16 protein-coding genes and 1 tRNA gene are annotated in these 20,631 nt (G+C 61.1%); 10 read left to right on the top strand and 7 right to left on the bottom strand.

From position 1 onward, the window contains the following. Position 1 precedes the first annotated feature (1 nt). The 3 genes from Q0562_RS01050 to coaE are packed head-to-tail and all read left to right on the top strand — an operon-like array spanning position 2 to position 2,707. A complete protein-coding gene (locus Q0562_RS01050) occupies positions 2–1,219 on the top strand; it encodes a type II secretion system F family protein (RefSeq protein WP_298639967.1) in 1,218 nt (405 codons plus the stop codon). Next, positions 1,219–2,097: an A24 family peptidase gene (locus Q0562_RS01055; protein WP_298639970.1), complete on the top strand. Its 879-nt coding sequence runs from the start codon at positions 1,219–1,221 to the stop codon at positions 2,095–2,097. Before Q0562_RS01050 ends, Q0562_RS01055 begins: the two co-directional genes overlap by 1 nt. Before the next feature lie 4 nt (positions 2,098–2,101). Further along, the gene (gene coaE / locus Q0562_RS01060; RefSeq protein WP_298639973.1) at positions 2,102–2,707 is read left to right on the top strand and encodes a dephospho-CoA kinase; all 606 of its coding nucleotides are present in this window, start codon (positions 2,102–2,104) and stop codon (positions 2,705–2,707) included. A gap of 330 nt (positions 2,708–3,037) precedes the next feature. Here coaE and Q0562_RS01065 read toward each other — a convergent pair whose 3' ends face one another. The 7 genes from Q0562_RS01065 to Q0562_RS01095 all read right to left on the bottom strand — a co-directional run bounded on the left by Q0562_RS01065 (position 3,038) and on the right by Q0562_RS01095 (position 11,264). Continuing rightward, complete coding sequence (locus tag Q0562_RS01065; protein ID WP_298639975.1) at positions 3,038–4,540, bottom strand: lipopolysaccharide kinase InaA family protein; 1,503 nt, start codon at positions 4,538–4,540, stop codon at positions 3,038–3,040. Next, positions 4,537–6,549 (bottom strand): helicase HerA-like domain-containing protein, encoded by a 2,013-nt coding sequence (locus Q0562_RS01070; RefSeq protein WP_298639978.1) that lies wholly within the window; start codon positions 6,547–6,549, stop codon positions 4,537–4,539. Before Q0562_RS01070 ends, Q0562_RS01065 begins: the two co-directional genes overlap by 4 nt. Further along, positions 6,546–8,279, bottom strand: coding sequence for a protein phosphatase 2C domain-containing protein (locus Q0562_RS01075; RefSeq protein WP_298639980.1), 1,734 nt, complete (start codon positions 8,277–8,279; stop codon positions 6,546–6,548). The genes Q0562_RS01070 and Q0562_RS01075 overlap by 4 nt, the downstream gene beginning before the upstream one ends. Positions 8,280–8,281: 2 nt before the next feature. Continuing rightward, positions 8,282–9,325, bottom strand: a complete 1,044-nt coding sequence (locus Q0562_RS01080; protein ID WP_298639981.1) for a TerY-C metal binding domain-containing protein — start codon at positions 9,323–9,325, stop codon at positions 8,282–8,284. A 9-nt stretch (positions 9,326–9,334) separates the two neighbouring features. Further along, on the bottom strand, positions 9,335–9,850 hold the full coding sequence (locus Q0562_RS01085) for a hypothetical protein (protein WP_298639984.1): 516 nt from the start codon (positions 9,848–9,850) through the stop codon (positions 9,335–9,337). Positions 9,851–9,999: 149 nt separating this feature from the next. Beyond that, positions 10,000–10,092, bottom strand: a tRNA-Ser gene (locus tag Q0562_RS01090). Positions 10,093–10,163: 71 nt separating this feature from the next. Next, positions 10,164–11,264, bottom strand: coding sequence for a hypothetical protein (locus tag Q0562_RS01095; protein ID WP_298639986.1), 1,101 nt, complete (start codon positions 11,262–11,264; stop codon positions 10,164–10,166). Between the two features lie 225 nt (positions 11,265–11,489). Between Q0562_RS01095 and Q0562_RS01100 the strand changes: the two genes are divergently transcribed. The 7 genes from Q0562_RS01100 (at position 11,490) to phnE (Q0562_RS01130) (ending at position 20,511) form a co-directional block, all read left to right on the top strand. Next, positions 11,490–12,947, top strand: a complete 1,458-nt coding sequence (locus Q0562_RS01100; RefSeq protein ID WP_298639989.1) for an oligopeptide:H+ symporter — start codon at positions 11,490–11,492, stop codon at positions 12,945–12,947. Positions 12,948–13,052: 105 nt separating this feature from the next. Continuing rightward, a complete protein-coding gene (locus Q0562_RS01105) occupies positions 13,053–14,843 on the top strand; it encodes an aminopeptidase P family protein (protein ID WP_298639992.1) in 1,791 nt (596 codons plus the stop codon). 351 nt (positions 14,844–15,194) lie between these two features. Then, positions 15,195–16,589 carry an aspartate ammonia-lyase gene (aspA, locus tag Q0562_RS01110; protein WP_298639995.1) on the top strand — a complete coding sequence of 465 codons (1,395 nt, stop codon included), beginning with the start codon at positions 15,195–15,197 and terminating at the stop codon, positions 16,587–16,589. Positions 16,590–17,112: 523 nt separating this feature from the next. Beyond that, entirely contained in the window at positions 17,113–18,090 is a 978-nt protein-coding gene (gene phnD / locus Q0562_RS01115) for a phosphate/phosphite/phosphonate ABC transporter substrate-binding protein (RefSeq protein ID WP_298639998.1), read from the top strand. 39 nt (positions 18,091–18,129) lie between these two features. Next, complete coding sequence (gene phnC, locus Q0562_RS01120) at positions 18,130–18,888, top strand: phosphonate ABC transporter ATP-binding protein (RefSeq protein WP_298640001.1); 759 nt, start codon at positions 18,130–18,132, stop codon at positions 18,886–18,888. Further along, positions 18,885–19,697 carry a phosphonate ABC transporter, permease protein PhnE gene (gene phnE, locus Q0562_RS01125; protein WP_298640004.1) on the top strand — a complete coding sequence of 271 codons (813 nt, stop codon included), beginning with the start codon at positions 18,885–18,887 and terminating at the stop codon, positions 19,695–19,697. Before phnC ends, phnE (Q0562_RS01125) begins: the two co-directional genes overlap by 4 nt. Beyond that, positions 19,690–20,511 (top strand): phosphonate ABC transporter, permease protein PhnE, encoded by an 822-nt coding sequence (gene phnE / locus Q0562_RS01130; protein ID WP_298640007.1) that lies wholly within the window; start codon positions 19,690–19,692, stop codon positions 20,509–20,511. Before phnE (Q0562_RS01125) ends, phnE (Q0562_RS01130) begins: the two co-directional genes overlap by 8 nt. Positions 20,512–20,631: the final 120 nt, after the last annotated feature.

The following is a 20,631-nucleotide window of genomic DNA, read 5'->3' on the forward strand; positions in this document are numbered from 1 at the left end:
CATGGAAACGAAAAAAGAACTGAAAACCTATCAATGGAAAGGCAGAAACAAACTGGGAAAAGAAATTTCCGGGGAAAATGATGCCAAGAATGATGCGGTATTAAAGGCTTTCCTCGCCAAGCAAGGATTGGTCAATGTCTCGGTTAAAGAGAAACCGAAACCCCTTTTTGAGTCAAAAGGGAAAATCAGGAGTAAAGATATTCTGTTTTTCACCCGGCAAATGGCAACCATGCTACGGGCAGGGATGCCGGTTTTACGTGCTTTGGATTTGGTTGGTGAAAGTATCGAAAAACCGCTTGCCATGCGCGAGATGGTGTTCGATCTTTACGAACGTATTCAAAACGGCGCAACACTGGCCGAAGCCATGCGGGCACATCCCCTGCAATTTGATGATCTCTATACCAGCCTGATTGCTGCCGGTGAAGATGCTGGTATGCTGGAATCTACCATGGACAATATTGCCCTGAACTTGGAAAAAGGAGAAGCCACCAAGAAAAAGGTGAAGAAAGCACTAACCTACCCGGCGATCGTGATGCTTTTTGCCATTGTGGTAACGGCAATTTTGTTAATTAAAGTGGTGCCTGTATTTGCCCAGTTCTTTACAGCCAACGGCGGCGAATTACCGGGATTGACACAAATGGTTGTGGGAATGTCCAACTTTATGGTGCAAAAAGGAATTTATTTCTTTATTGCCTTTATCTTCTTCGGTTATCTGTTCTTCTATATCAAACGACGTAATAAAAACTTGCAAGAAAAAACCAATATTGTCATGTTCAAGACCCCCATTATTGGCGGCATCTTGAAATGCGGTGCCAACGCCCGTTTCGCCCGTACCATGTCCACCTTGTTTAATGCCGGTGTACCATTAATGCGTGGTTTGCAGGCAACAGCGCCGGCAACCGGCAGCGTCCTCTTTGAAAGAGCCGTTTATGAAATTCGTGATGATGTGCAAAATGGCCAGCAAATGAGCTTTGCTATGAAAAATACCGGTTTGTTCCCGACAATTGCCGTGCAAATGACTGCGATCGGTGAAGAATCCGGTAACTTGGGTGAAATGCTGGGTCGGGTGGCGACGTATTATGAAGAAGAGCTGGACTGGCGTATTGATAACCTGACCGCCATGATTGAGCCGGCAATTATGGCCTTCATGGCGGTTGTTATCGGTGGCCTGATTATTGCCATGTACCTGCCAATCTTCAATTTGGGTCAATTGTTCTAATGCTGTCTTTGGACGCTGCTTTTTTCCAGACGCTTTTCGGCATTGCGCTGATCGGCGTTTGGGGTTTAATGGTGGGGAGTTTTCTCAACGTCGTGATCTATCGCCTGCCCGTCATGATGGAGCACGAAGAGAAAATGTACGCCTGGGAAATCCTGCATGGTGAAGCGGAAGGCGAAGACAAGAATCCCTATCAGACAACGGAAACATTTAACCTGATGTTGCCGGGATCGCATTGTCCGAATTGCGGTGCACATATCCGTTTTTGGCAGAATATCCCCATTGTCAGTTATCTCTTGCAACGCGGGCGCTGCGTCGGTTGTGGCACAAGAATTTCCATCCGCTATTTATTGGTGGAATTGCTGTGCGGCGTATTGAGCATCCTGGTTGTGTTGCGTTACCCCGACCCGTGGCAACTGATTTTTGCCTTGCTGCTGACGTGGGCGTTGCTCGCCATGATTTTTATTGATGCGGAAAAACAGCTGCTGCCGGATGTGATGACCCTGCCGTTTATGTGGCTCGGTATCCTAGCGGCCTGCATTCATGGCGGTCTTTTTGTCAGCCTGCATACCAGTGTGGTGGGCGCCATGGTTGGCTATCTTTCGCTGTGGTCGGTGTATTGGGTATTCCGCCTGATGACCGGCAAGGAAGGCATGGGGTATGGGGATTTCAAACTGCTAGCGCTGCTTTGTGCCTGGCAGGGGATTGCCATGTTGCCATTCATCCTGTTCTTCTCGGCATTGACCGGCCTGATCTTTGCCATTATCAACCGCATTGGTCGTAGCGTTCCAATGGCCTTCGGCCCTTATCTGGCCATCGCCGGCTGGCTCACTTTCATGTATGGCGGACAAATTGCAGCGGTAACCGGCCTGTCCTTCTAGCATCATGATTATCGGACTAACGGGCGGCATAGCCAGTGGCAAGACATTATGTAGCGACTGGTTTGCCGCCCGTTCCGTTGCCGTGATTGACGCTGACCTCATCGCGCGGGAAGTCGTTATCACCGGTTCGCCGCTGTTGCGGGAACTGGCTGATATGTTTGGCGATGACATCCTGACCGCCGACGGCAATCTCAACCGCGCCGCCCTGCGCGGCCGCATATTTGGCGATGATGCCGCCCGCAATCGTCTGAATGCCGTCATGCAGCCGGCCATTCGTTATCGCTTGCTGCAAAAACTGCAAGCGGCTCCACCGAAACCTTACCGCATACTCAGCGCGCCCCTGTTGCTGGAAAACGGGCTGGATGCGCTTTGTGATCTTGTCCTGGTCGTGGATGTATCCATTGCCACGCAACTGGCGCGCGGCAGCGAGCGTGACCGGCAGCAGTGCGAAGCCATCGCCGCCATCATCGCCGCACAAATTCCGCGCGGGGAACGCCTGTGTCGTGCCAATTTCATCGTCAATAACGAAAACGGCATCGACACAACCTACGCCCAACTCGCCGCGCTACACCAGCGCTTTCTTGGCTGGGCGCGGCATCACGCTGTCTGAAATCTGCGCGCAAAATTTCATCCCGATCCCCTTTCGTACACGGCAAGAAAATCTCCTGTAGCTGCTGGCGAATCCGGTATTCACGCCATTTGAGATTTGCACCGCCCTTTGGGCATCTTTTCCCCGCGCGCAGGGGAAGAGGCTTTGCTTATCGCTGACGGGCCCAGTCACCACGTCGCCTGGTAGAGCCGGCGATCCACCGCTTGGCCGCTCTCCCCCTCATCCATGCAGACACACCTCCCCACGCGCAAGCGGGAAGGATTTGGTGTCCGCTTGGCGAAGCCGGCAACCACATTGCTTGACGCGAACCCGGCACACGCCGCTTGGCAGCTATACCCCCGCCATCTGCACCATCAAGAGACGGCCGCCCTCGCCTTTTTGCAGGAGAATTTGCGCGCCTTCTTCGAGTTTCACTTTGCCACCGGGCGGGACGGTGGTTTTTTTCTGCACGTCGTAGCATTCGGGCAGGGTTTCGTTGACCAGCCACCAGTCGCCGTTGTGCTGCACGAAGTAGCCGACGCGTTTGGCATCCGCCGCCGCCAGTTTCTCGTTGGGGAAGACGCGGCTGTCGGCATGCCAACGGAAGAGGGATTGGCCGCTGTACACCATGATGCGGTGGTTGTCCGGGCGGTAGCTGCCGCCGGGGGCTTGCGAGTAGAGATTCAAGACCGGCAATTTGCCGCTGTGCGCCGTGCCGCAGAAGGGGCAGCGCGGGCTGCGGCTGTTGTCGAAGGCGTACCATTTCTGCTCGCACTGCGGATTGGCACAGGGTTGCAGCAGGTCAACGGTTTTGACGAGGGCATGTTCCCATTCGTCGGCGGTCGGGCGCGCGGACGGGTTGTGCAGGCCGTCGATGAAGGCGCGTTCGAAGAGTTTGGCGATGTAGGGGCCGCACAGGGTGTAGGGGGTTTTCGCGGTGTCTTTCCACGGCAGTTCGCTCGCTTTGAGTTGCGCGGTTTTGATGCGGTTGCTCGCGTCCGTCGGGTGTTCGATAAAGAGGGCACGGCTGCCCATGCTCAGTTCTTCGTCGCGCTGGCTGTCGTTCGCGTCATGGATTTTGTCGCCCCGGAGCGGGTGGCGGTAGAGCAGGTACATGTAGATGAGGACGGCGAGCGCGTGCAGGTCGGTGCTGCGGCTCGGCAGTTTGCGCTGGGGGTCGTCTTTGTCGAGGTGCGCGGTTTCGACGACTTCGGGGGCGATGAAGTCCGGGGTGCCAACCACGGTCGGCGGGTGTTTGCCGGGGACGACGAGGCCGTCGATGTCGATGAGGCAGGCTTCGCCCGTGGTCGGGTCGATGAGGCAGTTTTTGTAGCCGAGGTCGCTGTGGCTGAGGCCGGCCATGTGCATGCGGCGCACGGCGCGCGCCAGCATGAGGCAGATTTTCAGGTGGCGCATCCAGTCGCCGAGTTCGCGCGGGTCGAGGTATTTGTTGCGGTTGTTGGCGCTCGCGAACCATTTGCCGTCTTTTTCTTTGCCCTTGATGTTGAGCATGTCGTTATTGCGGCTGCCGTAGCGGAAGAAGAAGTTTTTGCGGTAGAAGGGGACGACGACGCCGAGGCGGCCGTCGTGTTCGACGACGGCGGTCGGCCAGCAGTAGAGGTTTTTCAGGTAGTCGCCGCCTGCCTGGTTGAAGATGCGCTCGCGGTACTGCCCGGTGATCATTTCCAGCCGCTCGCGCGTGGCCGGATCGGCCTTGTCGCGGAAGAAGGCGACAACGTAGTCGCCGTCCGGCGAGAATTTGACGTCTTTCATGCCGCCCTGGGCTTTGACTTCGTCGATGAAGCGGATGGTCTGGCCGTTGGTCGCGGTGAGGGTGATGATGTTTTTGCTCATGGTTGTACTTCCAGTCCGTAGTGCGCGCAGAGTTTGGCGAGGCCGTCGCGGTAGCCTTCGCTGCGGACGCGGATTTTCCATTGCCCCTGGCGGCGGTAGAGTTGCGCGATGTTGAGAGCGGTGGCAGTGCCGGTTTCGTGCGGGGTGAGGCGGTAGCGGATGTGTTCGCTGCCGCTGTCGTCGCGGATGCTGAGGACGGCTTCGCCCGCCTCGCTCAGGCGGCGGTAGGGGCTTGCGTCATCAATACTGGCGCAGAGGTGCAATTCATCGATGGCGACATCCAGTCCGGCGAGGCGGAGGGTGAGGGTGTCGCCAGCGAGGCGGATGTTGCCGTCGGCGGTCGCGGGCTGGTTGTAGTAGAGGATGTCGCCATCGCCGCGCACTTTGCCGCCCGTGCCGAGCAGGAAGAGACTGAGGTCGGGGGCGACGGCGGCCTGCGGCCAGTGCAGGCGGAGGTGCAGTTGCGCGGCGGCAGGCAGGGTGGTGTTCTGGCCGCGCACGAGTTCAAGCGGGATTTTTGTCGTGGTGATGGGCTGGGGGGTGGCGGCGGGCGTGCTGTTGGCAATGGCGGCAGTCGCGGGGCGGGGCGGGGTGACAGGTGTGCCGTTGGCAGCGGCAGCGGGCGCGGGCGCGGGGCGCGATGGTGCGGCGGGGGCGCCGTTGTCAGGCGGGAGGGTGATGGGGATACGCAAGGCAGGATCTTCCACGCCGTCTTCTGCGGCGGCATCAGCCAGCGCTTGCAGGGCTTCGTAGGCGGTGGGGCGCTCGATGGTGTCGCGGTAGGCGGGGTAGAGCGGGTCATTTTGGTAGCCGGCGTTGCGCGCGGCGTCGCTCAGCGGGGCGCGGTCGCTTTGCGGCGGCATGATGTAGGCGCGCTGCACGGGACGCGGGATGCCGTCGCCGTCAAGAAAGGAGACGAGGGCCTCGCCTTTGCCGAGTTCGGTGATGGCCTGCACGGTGTTGAGGGTCGGGTTGGGGCGGAAGGTTTTGGCGGCGGCTTCGACGTTTTTGATGGCGCTGGCGCTGTATGCGCGCAGGGCGTGCTGGACGCGGTTGCCCAGCTGGTCAAGGACGCTGTCGGGCAGGTCGCGCGGGTTCTGGGTGATGAAGTACACGCCGACGCCTTTGGAGCGGATGAGGCGCACGGTGCTTTCGATGCGTTCCAGCAGGGTGGGCGAGGGGTTTTTGAAGAGCAGGTGTGCCTCATCGAAAAAGAGGACGAGTTTCGGCAGCGGCAGGTCGCCGCATTCGGGCAGAGTCTCGAAGAGGCGGGTGAGGAACCAGATGAGGAAGGTGCTGTAAATGCGCGGCGCGCGCAGCAGCAGTTTTTCGGCATTGAGGATGTTGACGATACCGCGCCCGTCGGCGGCGGTGGTCAGCCAGTGGTTGAGGTCGAGCGAAGGCTCGCCGAAGAAGCGCTCCGCCCCTTCGTTTTCGAGCAGGAGCAGGCGGCCCTGAATGGCGCCGACGGTCACGGGGCGGACGTTGCCATAGATGCGCTGGTAGAGTTCGGCGTTATCCACGACGTAGGTAATCATCGCGCGCAGGTCGCGCAGGCCGATCATTTCCCAGCCGTTGTCCCGGGCGACGCGGTACACAACGGCCAGCGCGCGTTCCTGCGCTTCGGTGAGATCCATGATGCGCGCCAGCAGCATCGGCCCGATTTCGTCAATGGACAGGCGCAGCGGGATGCCGCTTTCGCCGTAAGTATCCCAGAAGCGCACCGGGCTGCCGCACAGGTAATCCGTACCGAGGCCGAGTTGCGCCATGCGCTCGCTAATGAGGCCGCTGCCGTCGCCTGCGCGGGTCATGCCGGAAAGGTCGCCTTTGGCATCAACAAGGAAAACCGGGACGCCCGCGTTGCTGAATGTTTCGGCCATTTTGCGCAGGGTGACGGTTTTGCCGGTGCCGGTCGCGCCGGCAATCAGGCCGTGGCGGTTCGCCATGCGGCCAAGAATGGCAAGCGGGTGCCGCTCTTTGCAGGTGTGGGCGATGGTGAGCGCGGTCATGAACGCTCCTTGTCGTGGGGGATGAGGAGGGCGATGGTGCGGTCGTCGTGGTTGCCTCTGGACCAGAAGTCCAGCCATTCGAGCAGGGCGGCATCAGGAGCGGCAGCGGCGAGCGGGGTGGCGAGGTCTTGCCACAGCGCCTGCCACAGTGCGGGGTTTTTCAGGCCGGCGTCGGTTTCAAATTTGGGGTCGGAGACGCCGTCGGTCATGAGGATGAGCGCGGCGGGCGCGTGGCCGCTGTGGTGGCGGATGCGGCGGGCGATGTCGGTTTCTTCAAGCTGGGCGCGGCTGAGGAATTGGGTCTCGCCGGAGTAGGCGCCGCTGTCGGCTTCGCCCAAGAGGTGCAGTTGGCTGTTTTCGGGCTGCCACAGGGCGGCGGCACCGTCGCCGACCTGGTAGGCGGCGTGATACCAGCTGCCGTCGGCAAGCGGTACGGCGAGGGCGATGAGCAGGGTGCAGGAGAGGCTTTTTGCGTCAAGGCCGTGTTGTTGGGCGGCTTCGCGGTGGGCGTTGTGTGCGGCGTGCAGGGCGTGGGTGATGATTTTTGTCGCGGTTTCTTCGCGTTCGCCGGCGTTGAGGCCTGTCAGTTTGTCGTATGACTTGGCGGCGTCAAGGATGCCGATGATGGTGTTTTTCACCGCCTCGACCGCAAGTTGCGAGCCGTAGCGGGCGTATTGGGCGCTGCCCGCGCCGTCGGCGACGATGAGGAGGTGCAGGCCGCTTGCGGGGTGGTAGGCGATACGGTAGTCGTCATCGCAGTAGCTGCCGACGTGCGCGTGTGAGCGGCCGCGCTGGCGGGCGGCGAGAAGGCGGCCGTGCGGGGTGGTTTGTTCTGCGTGGGCGCTGTCGGGCTTGGCAAAAGGTCCATTCTGGTCGGAGGGCAGGTTTTGCCACAGGCTTTTTGGGTCGGGGTTGATGTGCAGGTTGAGGTGGAGAGGGACTTCTTTGTCGTTATCGCGCAGGGTGATGCGGATGGGCAGGTCGCCGCTCGTGGTCGGGATGCCGTGGATGCGGCGGGCGGCGGCGTCCCAGACGAGGCCGCTGTCGGCGGTTTTGATGGTGAGGCCGGTGATGGGCAGGTCGGCAGGCAGGGTGTGGTCGTAGGGCTGTCCCTGGTTGGCATTCGGCAGCGGCGGCAGGTGGATGGGCGGGGGCTGGATGGCGGTCGGGGCGGGTTTGTGGGGTGTCAGGGGCATGGCGATGTCCGGGATTGGGGGTTCGAGCGGGGCGAATTCGTCGTTGCTATCAATCCCTTCCCCCGCTTGCGGGGGGAGGTGAGCAGAGGCCGGATGGGGGGATGTTGAAGCAGCAGTGCCAGCGGCGGGGTGGGGGGTGTCGTCGCCGTAAGCGGCGTGTTTACTGCTTTCTTCTGCAAGCGGGGAAAACGCGTTGGGGGTGGTCGCGTCGCACTGTGGGTTGTGCGCTGCTGTGGTGGCTGTACCGCTGGCGGGTTCGTCTTCTCCCCCCCTCCGCTGCTCCGCAGCACCTCCCCCCGCAGGCGGGGAGAGGGAATTGTCGTCGCTGCAAGCGGCGTTTTTGCTGCTTTCTTCCTCCGCAAGCGGGGTTTTTTCGCCAGGAACAATCGCGCTGTTTGCCGCCTGTTCTTTGTCGAGTTGTCGCTGCCAGGCCTGCATGAGCTGGGCGATGAGGTTCTGGTGGTTGGCGATGAAGCGGGCAAGGATTTCGTCGTCGGCGTGATGCAGCCAGTCTTTCAGGGTTTTCGGCGTCATGGTCAACCTCGTGAGCGGGCGATGTCGAAGTCGCCTTCGGCACTGCCCATGTAGATGGTCTGGTTGCAGCCGGGGCAGGTAACTTCGCCGTCGCCGTCCACGCAGAAGACCTGGCCGCAGGAGCAGGTGGCGAGGCCGTACGCCGCGCCGCAGTGCGGGCAGCCGCCGCCGCCTTCAAGCATGGAGGCGGCGATGGTGTTGGCGTTGGCGCGTTTGTCCGACCAGTCGAAGTAGTCTTTTTCCGCCGGATAAACACCGACATAGCGGTACACCTGCGGTGCCTGTTTGGTGAAGAAGGGGATGTCGCCGATGTCGGGCATCCGCTCGTATTTCATGAGATACGGCAGGCGGGTTTTCGCGCAGAGGCCGGTGATGATGACGTAGTTTTCGTCAATGGCGGCGGCGGCCATCGCGTCCTTGACGAGGCTGAGTGCCGGGCTTTCGTTTTTGTCCAGCGTCAGCGGCACGTCCACGCCGAGGCTTTTGCTTTGCGCCGAGACGGAGGTGGAGATCCAGTTGATGAAGGTGCGGAAGTCGTCTTCGTCGTTGTGGTCAAGCCGCAGGGTGTGGTCGCTGATGGCGCTCAGCGCGCCGAGGTCGGCGAAGGGGCCGATGCCGATGCTGACCAGCGTCGCGTGGTTTTTGTAGTCGCGCTGCCAGCGGGCGATGGCTGCGGTAGGGTCGTCGGTCGCCTTGCCGTCGGTCATGAGGTACACCATCGGTTTGTAATCGCCCTTTTGCGTGGGGCTGTTCGCCACCACGTTGCTCCCGATTTCGGCCATGAGGTGTTCGAGCGCGGTGCCGATGGAGGTGCCGGAACCGATGGGCAGGCGCGGCGGGTAGAAGGCGAAGAGTTCGGTGAGCGGCGCGATGGTGCGCGCCACGCCGGCGAAGGCGATAACGCCGAGGTGCACGGTTTCAAGCGCATACGGGTCGGCGCGCAGGGCTTTGATAAGGCGATCGATGCCTTCCTGCATCCGGCGCAGGTTGTCGCCGGCCATGCTTTCGGAGATGTCGATGACGAGGTAAACGGGGAGGCGGCGCATGGGGATTCCTTATGTTTTGAGGGCTCTTGCGGCGCGGCAAAAAAGGGCGGCACCGCTGAACAGGGTCATGATGATGAAATAGGCGGCAAGCGCGGCGTAGTGCGGATGGGTGCGGGCAAGCGCGAGCCACAGCAGGGTGATGGCGAAGTTGACAAGATGGGCGGTGTAATCGGCCGCGAGCGCAAGACGCGTCGGCGGCGTTTGGCCGCGCACTTCCTGCCACAGGGTAATGAGGTAGAAAAACAGGGCGGTGAGGAGGGGCGGGGCGAAAAAATACGGATCTTCGACGGAATAGAAAAAGCCGCTGAGCATGATGAACGGGACATCCAGGCCTGTCGGTTTGTTGTGATACGCCAAGCCGCACAACACGGCAAGGAGGACGATGACAACCGCATCCTGCCACCACGGCTGCGTCGGCGCCAGTGGGCGGTACAGCACGAAAAAGGCGGCGAGCAGCGTATAAAAGATGGCCGGATGGGTGAAAAACGGCGCGAGGCGGGCGGGGACGGCGGTCAGGCGGGACATGACGGGGCGGGTGGTTAATGTTCGTGTAATGATAGCAAAGACGCCCGCCGGGCAAGCGGGCAAAAATCCGTGCCGTCTTGCGCGCGGCAGCGACCAGCGGGGAACCGTCGGGTACAAAAAAACCACCGGCGACGGTGGTTCTGTTGTTCTGGCGGAGAGGGGGGGATTCGAACCCCCGATAGAGCTATAAACTCTATACTCCCTTAGCAGGGGAGCGCCTTCAGCCTCTCGGCCACCTCTCCATTGAATGAGGCGCGCATCATACAGTTGCCCGCCGGTGATGTAAAGCAGGGTTTTCCGGCGCGCGGCGGGGTCAATCGTGGGTTTCTGCCAGCGGCACGGGCGCGGGTTCGGGGTAGTAATACCAGCCGCAGATGCCGAGGGTGAGCCACAGCAGCGCGGGCAGCGGTGCCCAGTAGCAGGCGGTGAGCCACAGCGCGGCTTGCGGCACGGCGGCAGCGGCGGCACCGAGGGTGCGGAAGAAGGTGGTGTTGTTGCGGCCGTCGGCGGCGCGTCCGGCGAGCAGCGCTGCGGCGGCAACTAGCGGGAAACCGAGGGCAAACAGTACCTTGGCCCACGGGCGGCGTTCTGCTTTGGTGGCACGGATGCGTGCTTCGTCGGCAGGCGGGTAGGCGCGGGTAACGCGCCAGGTGGCGGGCAGCGGTTTTTCCGGACGGTCTTGCGCGGTGCGTTCGCCCGTCTGGGTACGCAGGAAGACCGCGCCGTAATCCGCGCCATCGCGCGCACCCCGCCAGGCGCGTGCCTGAATGCGGTTGAAGGCGGCGTTATCGGCGGTATCGACGCTGATGTGGCGCAGTGCGGCACCGAGTTCTTCCTGCAAGTCGGCGATGCTGTCGCCTTGCGGACGGAAGGCGGTGCCGACAATGATGCTGACGCGGCTCTTGAAGCCGTCCGGTTTGCTGTAATGGGCGGCGAGCGGCTGCACGGCGAAATCCACGCCCGCCGCTTTGAGGCGGGCGGCGATGACCGCCATGCCGCCCTGATAGGGGAGCGGTTGCGCCTGCCAGGCGCTGGTGCCTTCGGGGTAGAGGCAGAGGCTGCCGCCGTTTTTGATTTGCGCGATGGCGGCACGCACCGGCGAGGGCACGGCGTCGGCGGCAAGGCCGTAGCGGGCGCGGTCTTTGTCGCGCACGACGGGGATGCCGGCGAAGAAGAGACGCAGGTACCAATGGCGCAGGAGCTGGATGGAGATGAGCGAGGGCGCGCCGCCTGTTGCCGCCATGTAGATTTGCCCGTCGGTCGCGCCGTTTCTGTGGCTGAGGAGGAAGAGGGTCGGGCGGCGGTGGTTGACGGTGTCGCCGCGCAGGTTCACGCGGCGGTAGTAGAGGCGGCGGACGAGCCAGCCGAGGAAGCGGCAACGGTGCGGCAGGGTAAGCGGGGCGGATGCGGGCATGAGCTGAAGCGGTGATGGAGACCGACGGATTATAGGGCGGCGCAAGCGGGAATGTTGCTTGCTGTGGCTGATTAACAGCAGGCGTTATCTTATCTGTGGATTACTTGTTGCTTTTCTTTCATCTGTGCTACATTCCGCCCGTTCGGGGACTGTCCCCAGCGGAACCCCGAATGCAGGCGCGCGTTGGCGCGTGATGCAGTCTTTCACACAACGGGAGTCCCGCTCATGTCTGCTTCAAACCCTACCCACAAATCCTTCCTCGGCCATCCGCGCCAGTTGTTCTCGCTGTTCAGCATCGAGATGTTCGAGCGTTTCTCCTTCTACGGGATGCAGGGCATCCTCATGATTTACCTTTATTACGCGGCGACCGAAGGCGGCCTCGGCATCGACAAGACCGTCGCCGGCGGCATCATGGGCGCTTACGGCGGCAGCGTTTATCTCTCCACCATCCTCGGCGGCTGGGCGGCGGATCGCGTCCTCGGCGCGGAGCGCACCCTGTTCTATGCGGGCATCACGGTGATGCTCGGCCACATCGCCCTTGCCATCGTGCCAGGCGTGCCGGGGCTGATTTGCGGTCTGGTGCTGATTGCGCTTGGCAGCGGCGGGGTCAAGGCGTCTTCCAGCTCGATGGTCGGCGCGCTCTATGAAAACGACGAACTGCGCCCGCTGCGCGACGCCGGCTTCACCATTTTCTACTTCGGCATCAACGTCGGCGGCTTTTTCGGCCCCATCATCACCGGCTGGCTGCAAACGACGCGCGGTTTCCACTACGGTTTCGGCGCGGCTGCCGTCGGCATGGCCATTGGTTTGCTGGTTTATACCATCGGCCGCCGCAACCTGCCGCGCACCGGCGCGCCGAACCCCCTGCCGCCGGACAGCATCAAGATTGCCGCCGCTGCCGTGCTGATAGTCTCGTCCTTCGTCGCCGGCGCGGTGTTTTTCAAAGAACTGCGGCTGGACAACTTCCCGACCGTGCTGCTCGTCGTGGTCATCTTCGCCGTTACCGGCTACTTCGTCCGCCTGATGAATGACGACAAAGTGGACGCCGAACACCGCCGCTACATCCTCGCCTACATCCCGCTCTTCTCCGCGATGTGCATCTTCTGGGCGCTGTGGTTCCAAATCTACACCGCCTTCACCGTCTATTTCGACGAAACCATGCTGGCAAAACGCACCATCGGCGATTTCGTCATCCCCGTGTCGTGGAAAGACTCGCTGCAAAGCCTGTGGGTCATCATCTTCTCCGGCGTGATGGCGGCGGTGTGGACCAAACTCGGCGCGCGCCAGCCGAAAACACCGCTGAAATTCGCGCTGTCGCTCTTCGTCCTCAGCCTGAGCTACCTCGTCTTCCTGCCCTTCCTCCTGAGCGGCACGGTGATGCCGCTTGTCATCCTCGCCATCGCGGTGCTGTTCAACACCCTCGCCGAACTGCTGCTCTCGCCCATTTCCCTCTCCTTCGTCACCCGCATCGCGCCGGAACACTTCAAGACGCAGATGGTGGCGCTGAACTTCCTCAGCCTCTCGCTCGGCTTCACCCTCGGCGGCAAATACTTCGCCGTCTGCTACCGGGCGGACAGCCCCGCCGGCTTCTACGCCCTCACCGCGCTGATCGCCATCGCCACCGGCCTCGTGCTGCTGGTACTGGTGCCGCTATTGAACAAAATGCTCAAAGGGGCGGAATAACCGCTTGCAAAAGCGCCAGGCAGGACAACTGCGGGCTTCCCCGCACGACCCACACCGCCTGAGCGCGGCAAACTATTGCAAACATCAACACACACAGGAACACTCATGAACATCTACGCCAAACGCATCACCGCCCTGCGCGAACTCATGCAGCAACACCAGCTCGACGCCTGGGTCGCGCCTTCCGCCGACCCGCACCTCTCCGAATACCTGCCCGACCACTGGCAGACGCGGCGTTGGCTCTCCGGCTTCACCGGCTCCGTGCCGACGCTTATCGTCACCGCCGGGCGCGCCGAACTGTGGGCGGACAGCCGCTACTGGGAACAGGCGACGCAGCAACTTGCCGGCAGCGGCATCGAATTACAAAAACTCGGCTCCGGCCGCACCCACATTGACGCACTCGCCGACTACCTGCCGCAGGGTGCCGTCGTCGGCATCGCCGCCGATATGCTCTCGCTTAGCGCCAAGCGGCAGATGGAAGCCGCCTTCGCCGCGAAAAACATCCGCGTGAACCACAACCACGACCTGATGAACGACCTCTGGCACGACCGTCCGGCGCTGCCCAAAGCGGCAATTTACCCGCACGACCCCGCCTTCGTCCCCGAAAACGCCGCCGCCAAACTCGCCCGCGTCCGCGCCGCCATGCAAGAAAAAGGCGCCACGCACCACCTCATCTCATCACTGGACGACATCGCCTGGCTCACCAACCTGCGCGGCAGCGACGTCCCCTACAACCCCGTCTTCCTCGCCTACCTGCACATCGGCGAGCACGACACCACCCTCTACGTGGACGCCGCCAAACTCACCCCCGCCGCCACCGCGACCCTCACCGCAGCCAGCATCGGCATCGCCCCCTACGACGCCATTCATGACGCCGTCGGCAAACTCGGCGGCAGCCTGCTGCTCAACCCCGAAAAAACCGCCGTCAGCACCCTGCGCCGCCTGCCGCCCGACATCACCCTGATAGAAGCCATCAACCCCGGCACCCTTTTCAAGGCCTGCAAACACGACGGCGAAATCGCCCACACCCGCGACGCCATGGTGCAGGACGGCGCGGCACTGTGCGGCTTCTTCGCCGAACTCGAAGCGCGCCTCGGCGCCGGCGAAACCCTCACCGAACTCGACGTGGACGACCTCCTCCTCGCCCACCGCAGCGCCCAACCGCACTTCATCTCGCCCAGCTTCGGCACCATCGCCGCCTACAACGAAAACGCCGCCCTGCCGCATTACAGCGCCACCCGCGAACACCACAGCACCATCGGCCGCGACGGCCTGCTGCTCATCGACTCCGGCGGCCAATACCAAAACGGCACCACCGACATCACCCGCGTCATCGCCATCGGCACACCCGCCGCCGCCATGCAGCGCGACTACACCCTGGTGCTGAAAGCGCACATCGCCCTCGCCGAAGCCATCTTCCCCGAAAACATCGCCGCGCCGCTTTTGGACGCCATCTGCCGCGTACCGATGTGGCGCGAACAGTGCGATTACGGCCACGGCACCGGCCACGGCGTCGGCTACTTCCTGAACGTCCACGAAGGCCCGCAAGTCCTCTCCTACCACGCACCCATCCACGGCGCGAGCGGCATGAAAGCGGGCATGATCACCTCGAACGAACCGGGACTGTACCGCCCCGGGCAGTGGGGCATCCGCATCGAAAACCTCGTCGTCAACCGCCGCGTCGCCCAACCGGCGGAGACCGCCTTCGGCCACTACCTCTACTTTGAAACCCTGACCCTCTGCCCGATCGACACCCGCCTCATCGACAAAACCCTGCTCACCGAGGCAGAAAAACACTGGCTGAATGCCTACCACGCCCGCGTCCGCGACAAACTCGCGCCACACACCAAAGGTGCGGCCCACGACTGGCTCATCAAAAACACCGAAGCGATTTAACACAAAAAACCTCCCCGCAGCCGCCGACGGGTTTGGTATTTACGCCGCTTGGTGGCTGCCCGGACATAGCCCACCGCATGAACATTTGCCCGCACCGGCGGGCTTTTTTTACGAAAGCACCGCCTGAAAGAGTGAAATCCACGCCATCCAAGCGGGAATGCAGCGGGAGTGGCGGCAGCACAGCGGGCGAAAAACGCCATAAACCTGCCATGCGGAACGAAATAAAAAGATAGTAAGAAAAAACAAAGACTAGTGAAAAATTGAGAAAACTGTCGTATCAAAATGCGGATTTCACGTTACAACCATCGGGAATAGCGTTAAAATACACAAAACCTAACAGGAGAAAATCTCATGACAACAACACGACGTGAACATGACTTACTCGGCGAGCGCGATGTCCCCGTCGACGCCTACTACGGCATCCAGACCCTGCGTGCCCTGGAAAACTTCAACATCACCGGCGTGCACCTTGACCAGTTCAGCACCTTCATCAACGCCTTCGCGCAAGTGAAAAAAGCCGCTGCCCTCGCCAACCACGAAGTCGGTGTGCTGGACGGCAAAATCAAAGACGCCATCTGCGCCGCCTGCGACGAAATCATCAGCGGCAAACTGCACGACCAGTTCCTGGTGGACATGATCCAGGGCGGGGCGGGCACCTCCACCAACATGAACGCCAACGAAGTCATCGCCAACCGTGCGCTGGAAATCCTCGGCCACAAAAAAGGCGAATACGAGTACTGCCACCCGAACAACCACGTCAACAAATCGCAATCCACCAACGACGCCTACCCGACTGCGCTGCACGTCGCCCTTGACAGCTACATCGAGCGCCTCATCGGCTCGCTGCAAAAACTGCACGACAGCTTCGCCCGCAAGAGCAAAGAATTCGGCGACAAACTGAAAATGGGCCGCACCCACCTGCAAGACGCCGTGCCGATGACCGCCGGACAAGAATTCAACGCCTTCGCGACCATGATCGCGACCGAAATCGAGCGCCTGGACGAACCGCGCCGCCGCCTCTACGAAATGAACATGGGCGCGACCGCCATCGGCACCGGCCTGAATGCCCCGGCTGGCTACATCCCCGCCTGCGAGCGGCATCTCGCTGCCGTGACCGGCAAACCCTACAAAACCGCGCAAGACCTCATCCAGGCAACGCAGGACACCAGCGCCTACGTCCACCTCTCCGGCAACCTGCGCCTGATTGCCACCCGCCTCTCGAAAATCGCCAACGACCTGCGCTTCCTCAGCTCCGGTCCACGCGCAGGGCTGGCGAACTACATCCTGCCGGACAGACAGCCGGGCAGCTCCATCATGCCGGGCAAAATCAACCCGGTCATCCCGGAAGTCGTGAACCAGACCTGCTTCCACGTCATGGGCATAGACCACAGCATCGCGCTCGCCTCCGAAGCGGGACAACTGCAACTGAACGTGTTTGAGCCGGTCATTACCTTCAACCTCTTCACCGCGATGGTCATGCTTTCCCGCGCCTGCGAAACCTTCGCCGAAAAATGCATTGACGGCATACAGCTCAACGAAGCGCACTGCCGCGAACAAGTGCTGTCGAACATCGGCCTCGTTACCGCACTCAACCCCTACATCGGCTACGAAAAATCCTCCGACATCGCCAAAACCGCAAAACGCACCGGCGGCTCGGTGTACGACATCGTGCTGGAAAAAGGCTACCTCAGCAAAGACGAACTCGACAAAATCATCGCCCCGGAAAACATGGTGTATCCGAAATAACCCGACATCCATAGCCGCCTGAAATGGCAAGCCCCGCCCCGGCGGGGCTTTTTTATGCCAATCTCTTTTGCACGCTCCAATCGCTGAGTTAGTGTGGAAGCGCCCACATGACATCCGCCAGCTGCCGCTGGGCATCAAGGGTTTTCATCTGCGTCATCAAGCCGCATGGTTGTTGGGTTGCGAGTTCTGATTCGAGTGTGCGTCAAGCGGGACAAATGCCGGCTCCGCCAAGCGGGCGGTCCGTCCTGGCCGAGGGGGAACCGGTTTTGCAAATAATCATGGAAACTGTGGATTTCCCACTTTGTTTCTGCAATTCCTTGTGGCTATAATGTGCATATCGTGTTGCAACATGTGGATAACAACCAATTGCATCCACATTTTTAACCGCTGCCGTTTGCCTTGCAGGCGGTTATCCCCTTTCTTTCAGGCGCCATTCATGCCGCTAGTCCTGAAAGTCTGGTCATTCCCCATAACAATTCTGGAGCAAATGATGCACCCTCATGCCCATCACAATGTGATACCGATGTTTCGTTTCAGCCTGATTGCCGCCGCAGGACTGTTTGCCGCTTCGGCACCGGCGCAGGATGCCTGTCCGCACCGTGGCGATCTCGATGCGATTTACTGCGATGCCAACAAGGATATGGTCGCCGATCCGCCGACCGATCCCAAAAAATTCCGCGACCCGAAAACGCTGATTTTCGCCTTCACGCCGGTGGAAGACCCGACAGTCTATGAAAAACTTTTCCAGCCGTTCATGGGGCATTTGTCGCAATGCGTCGGCCGTAAGACGGTATTCTTCGCCGTGCAATCGAACTCGGCAGAAATTGAAGCGATGCGCTCCGGCCGCCTGCACATCGCCGCCTTCTCGACCGGCCCGACCAATTTCGCGGTCAATATCGCCGGTGCCGTGCCGTTTGCCATCCGTGGCACGGAAAAGGGCCCGGAAGGTGTCGCCATCAAGATGATTGTGCGCAAAGACAGCCCCTATAAAGAGCTGGCCGACCTGAAAGGCAAAAATGTCGCGCACACCTCGCCGTCTTCCAATACCGGCAACCTCGCACCGCGCGCCCTGTTTTCAGAGCTCGGCCTCACACCGGACAAGGATTACAAGGTGGTCTATTCCGGCAAACACGACCAGTCCATCCTTGGCGTGAAGTCAGGCGACTATGACGCTGCCCCGGTCGCGAGCGACGTGCTGCAACACATGACGGAACGCGGCGTGGTCGGTGCTGATGATTTCAATGTCCTCTACACCAGCGAGCTTTTCCCAACCGATGCCTATGCTTATGCGCACGATCTGGATCCGAAACTGGTGGAAAAGATCAAAGAATGTTTCTTTGAGTACCGCATTCCGCCGGAAATGGCGAAAGGCTTGGGCGGCGACCGCTTCCTCCCCGCCAATTATCAGAAAGACTGGGAATTGGTGCGCAAGGTTGCCATTGCCGCCGGGCAGAGCCTGAACCGCAGTGGCTATGAAGCCGAAAACGCCAAGAAGAAATAAGCCATAAACGGACGGGATTATGAATAAACGGGTAGAACTATGAGCGCCGTGTTGCAAATCAGCGGCCTGACCAAGGCCTACAAGCCCGGTGCGCCGGTACTGAAAGGCATCGACCTGACGTTTGCGGGCAGCGGCCTGACAGCGATTATCGGCCCTTCCGGGACGGGGAAATCGACGCTGATCCGCATCATCAACCGCCTGATTGAACCCAGCGACGGCTCGATTCTCTTCAAAGGGGAAGAGCTTTCCCATATAAGAGGGCGCGCGCTGCGCGAAGCACGGCGGCGCATCGGCATGGTCTTTCAGGAATATAACCTCGTTGAACGCCTGTCCGTCATGGAAAACCTGCTCACCGGCCGCTTGGGCTATGTATCGCCGCTCAACGCCTGGCTGCGCCGCTTCCCCACCGAAGATATTGCCTACGCCTACCGCCTGCTCGACATTGTCGGGCTGGCGGCTTTTGCCAACCAGCGCGCCGACAGTCTCTCCGGCGGGCAACGGCAGCGCGTCGGCATCGCCCGTGCCCTGATGCAGCGTCCGGAAATCCTGCTCGCCGACGAGCCGACTTCTTCGCTTGACCCGAAAACTTCGGTGGAAATCATGGAATTGCTGAAATCGCAGGGCATGGATAACCAGATTCCGGTGCTGGTCAACATTCACGATGTCAATTTGGCGCGCCGCTACGCCGACCGCATCGTCGGCATGACGGGCGGTAAGGTTGTTTTCGACGGCGCCCCCGCCACCCTGACCGATGCCGACCTGAACACGATTTACGGCGGCAAGGACTGGTTGCAATGAACGCGCCAGCCAAGCCCACGCTCGCACCACCGCCTGCCAGCGTTCGCCCCTTCCACACCTCTTGGGGCGCGCGCCTGCTCGCGCTGGCACTCGTCATTTACGCCTTCTACGCGCTGGGGCAGCTCGATTTCTCCGCCGAACGCTTTATTAAGGGTATCGACAACGGTGGCCGCTTCCTGGCGCGCATGTTCCCGCCTAACTTCAAAGACTGGCAGCAACTGCTCACCGGTCTGGTGGAAAGCCTGCAAATCGCGGTGCTGGCGACTTTCTTCGGTGTGCTGCTTTCCCTGCCTATCGCCATCCTCGGCGCGCGCAACCTGATGCCCGCCTGGGCGACTTGGCCGGCGCGTTTCGTCGTTACCTTCTGCCGCGCCTTCAACCCGGTCATCGTCGCCATCATCTTCATCAAGGCCGTCGGCTTCGGCCCGCTCGCCGGTATCCTTGCGCTGATCGTTGCCTCCGTCGGCTTTGTCGGCAAACTGTTCATGGAAACCATCGAAGAGATTTCGATGAAGCAGATTGAAGCCGTGCGCGCGACGGGGGCACCTTTCCTTTCCGTCATTACCTATGGCGTACTGCCGCAAGTGATGGCGCGCCTCATCGGCTTCTGTACCTACCAGCTCGACGCGAACCTGCGCAACTCGACCATGGTCGGCATCGTTGGCGCCGGCGGTATCGGCGGCACCCTCTTCGCCGCCTTCCAGCGCTTTGAATACGATTTTGTCCTCGCCATATTGCTTACCATCATCGCGGTCGTCCTCCTCGGCGAACTGGCCGCCAACGCGGTAAAACGGATCTTCAATGTCTGAAATGAACACCCCCAACCCCGCGCTTGCCGAACGCCTGTGGCAGCGGCACACCCTCGGGCAGAAACTCGCCCGCACCGCCTTCTGGCTGGGCATCGGCATCGCTGTGCTGCTGTCTTTGCGTAACATCAACGTCATCTGGGAATTTCTCTGGGACGCGCCGGAACAAATGCTCGACATGGTGCAGCGCATGTTCCCGCCCGATTACGCCTACTACCGCGTCGCGGTGCACACGGCGCTGATGGAAACCTTCCACATCGCGACCCTCGGCACCATCTTCGCCCTCATCGCCGCCCTGCCGCTCTCCATCCTGGCCGCGCACAACCTCACGCCCAACCGGGGGTTGAACTTCCTTGCCAAGACGCTGCTCGTCGCCAGCCGTTCCGTGAACTCGCTCGTCTGGGCGCTGCTCTTTATCGCCGTCTTCGGCCCCGGCCCGCTGGCGGGTACTGCTGCTATCGCCTGCCGCTCCGTCGGCTTTGTCGGCAAACTGCTCGGTGAAGCGCTGGAAGAAGTGCCACGCGGCCCCATCGAAGCGCTGAAAGCGGCGGGCGCGACCCAAAGCAGCCAAATCCTTTACGGCTACTGGCCCGCCGTCAAACCCGCCTTCTGGTCAATCATGCTGCTGCGCTGGGACATCAACGTGCGCGAATCCTCGGTGCTCGGCCTGGTCGGCGCGGGCGGTATCGGCATGATCATGAACTCGGCCATCGACCTCTTCGAGTGGGACCGCGTTGCCGTCATCCTGCTGACCATCTTCGCCGTTGTCGTCATCGCCGAAATCGTCATCACCTACTTCCGCCGCCGCCTGATTTGAGCGGTTCATCGCACATTGCGCCGTATGCACAAAGACGTTGCCGGCAACGTCTCTACCGCCAAAATCCGGACCCGTCCGTCGGCATCCCTGCCGGCCCGCCGACCCCGCGCTATCATGCCG

Source organism: uncultured Cardiobacterium sp., from assembly GCF_938028825.1.
In the GTDB taxonomy this organism is placed as follows: Bacteria; Pseudomonadota; Gammaproteobacteria; order Cardiobacteriales; family Cardiobacteriaceae; genus Cardiobacterium.

Excerpts from the sequence above, each read along its gene's own strand:
- Q0562_RS01095 (WP_298639986.1), bottom strand. The coding sequence starts at position 11,264 with ATGCCCGCATCCGCCCCGCTTACCCTGCCGCACCGTTGCCGCTTCCTC.
- Q0562_RS01070 (WP_298639978.1), bottom strand. The coding sequence starts at position 6,549 with ATGACCGCGCTCACCATCGCCCACACCTGCAAAGAGCGGCACCCGCTT.
- Q0562_RS01085 (WP_298639984.1), bottom strand. The coding sequence starts at position 9,850 with ATGTCCCGCCTGACCGCCGTCCCCGCCCGCCTCGCGCCGTTTTTCACC.
- Q0562_RS01075 (WP_298639980.1), bottom strand. The coding sequence starts at position 8,279 with ATGACGCCGAAAACCCTGAAAGACTGGCTGCATCACGCCGACGACGAA.
- Q0562_RS01100 (WP_298639989.1), top strand. The coding sequence starts at position 11,490 with ATGTCTGCTTCAAACCCTACCCACAAATCCTTCCTCGGCCATCCGCGC.
- Q0562_RS01050 (WP_298639967.1), top strand. The coding sequence starts at position 2 with ATGGAAACGAAAAAAGAACTGAAAACCTATCAATGGAAAGGCAGAAAC.
- Q0562_RS01080 (WP_298639981.1), bottom strand. The coding sequence starts at position 9,325 with ATGCGCCGCCTCCCCGTTTACCTCGTCATCGACATCTCCGAAAGCATG.
- coaE (WP_298639973.1), top strand. The coding sequence starts at position 2,102 with ATGATTATCGGACTAACGGGCGGCATAGCCAGTGGCAAGACATTATGT.
- aspA (WP_298639995.1), top strand. The coding sequence starts at position 15,195 with ATGACAACAACACGACGTGAACATGACTTACTCGGCGAGCGCGATGTC.
- phnE (WP_298640007.1), top strand. The coding sequence starts at position 19,690 with ATGTCTGAAATGAACACCCCCAACCCCGCGCTTGCCGAACGCCTGTGG.
- Q0562_RS01105 (WP_298639992.1), top strand. The coding sequence starts at position 13,053 with ATGAACATCTACGCCAAACGCATCACCGCCCTGCGCGAACTCATGCAG.
- phnD (WP_298639998.1), top strand. The coding sequence starts at position 17,113 with ATGTTTCGTTTCAGCCTGATTGCCGCCGCAGGACTGTTTGCCGCTTCG.
- phnC (WP_298640001.1), top strand. The coding sequence starts at position 18,130 with ATGAGCGCCGTGTTGCAAATCAGCGGCCTGACCAAGGCCTACAAGCCC.
- phnE (WP_298640004.1), top strand. The coding sequence starts at position 18,885 with ATGAACGCGCCAGCCAAGCCCACGCTCGCACCACCGCCTGCCAGCGTT.
- Q0562_RS01065 (WP_298639975.1), bottom strand. The coding sequence starts at position 4,540 with ATGAGCAAAAACATCATCACCCTCACCGCGACCAACGGCCAGACCATC.
- Q0562_RS01055 (WP_298639970.1), top strand. The coding sequence starts at position 1,219 with ATGCTGTCTTTGGACGCTGCTTTTTTCCAGACGCTTTTCGGCATTGCG.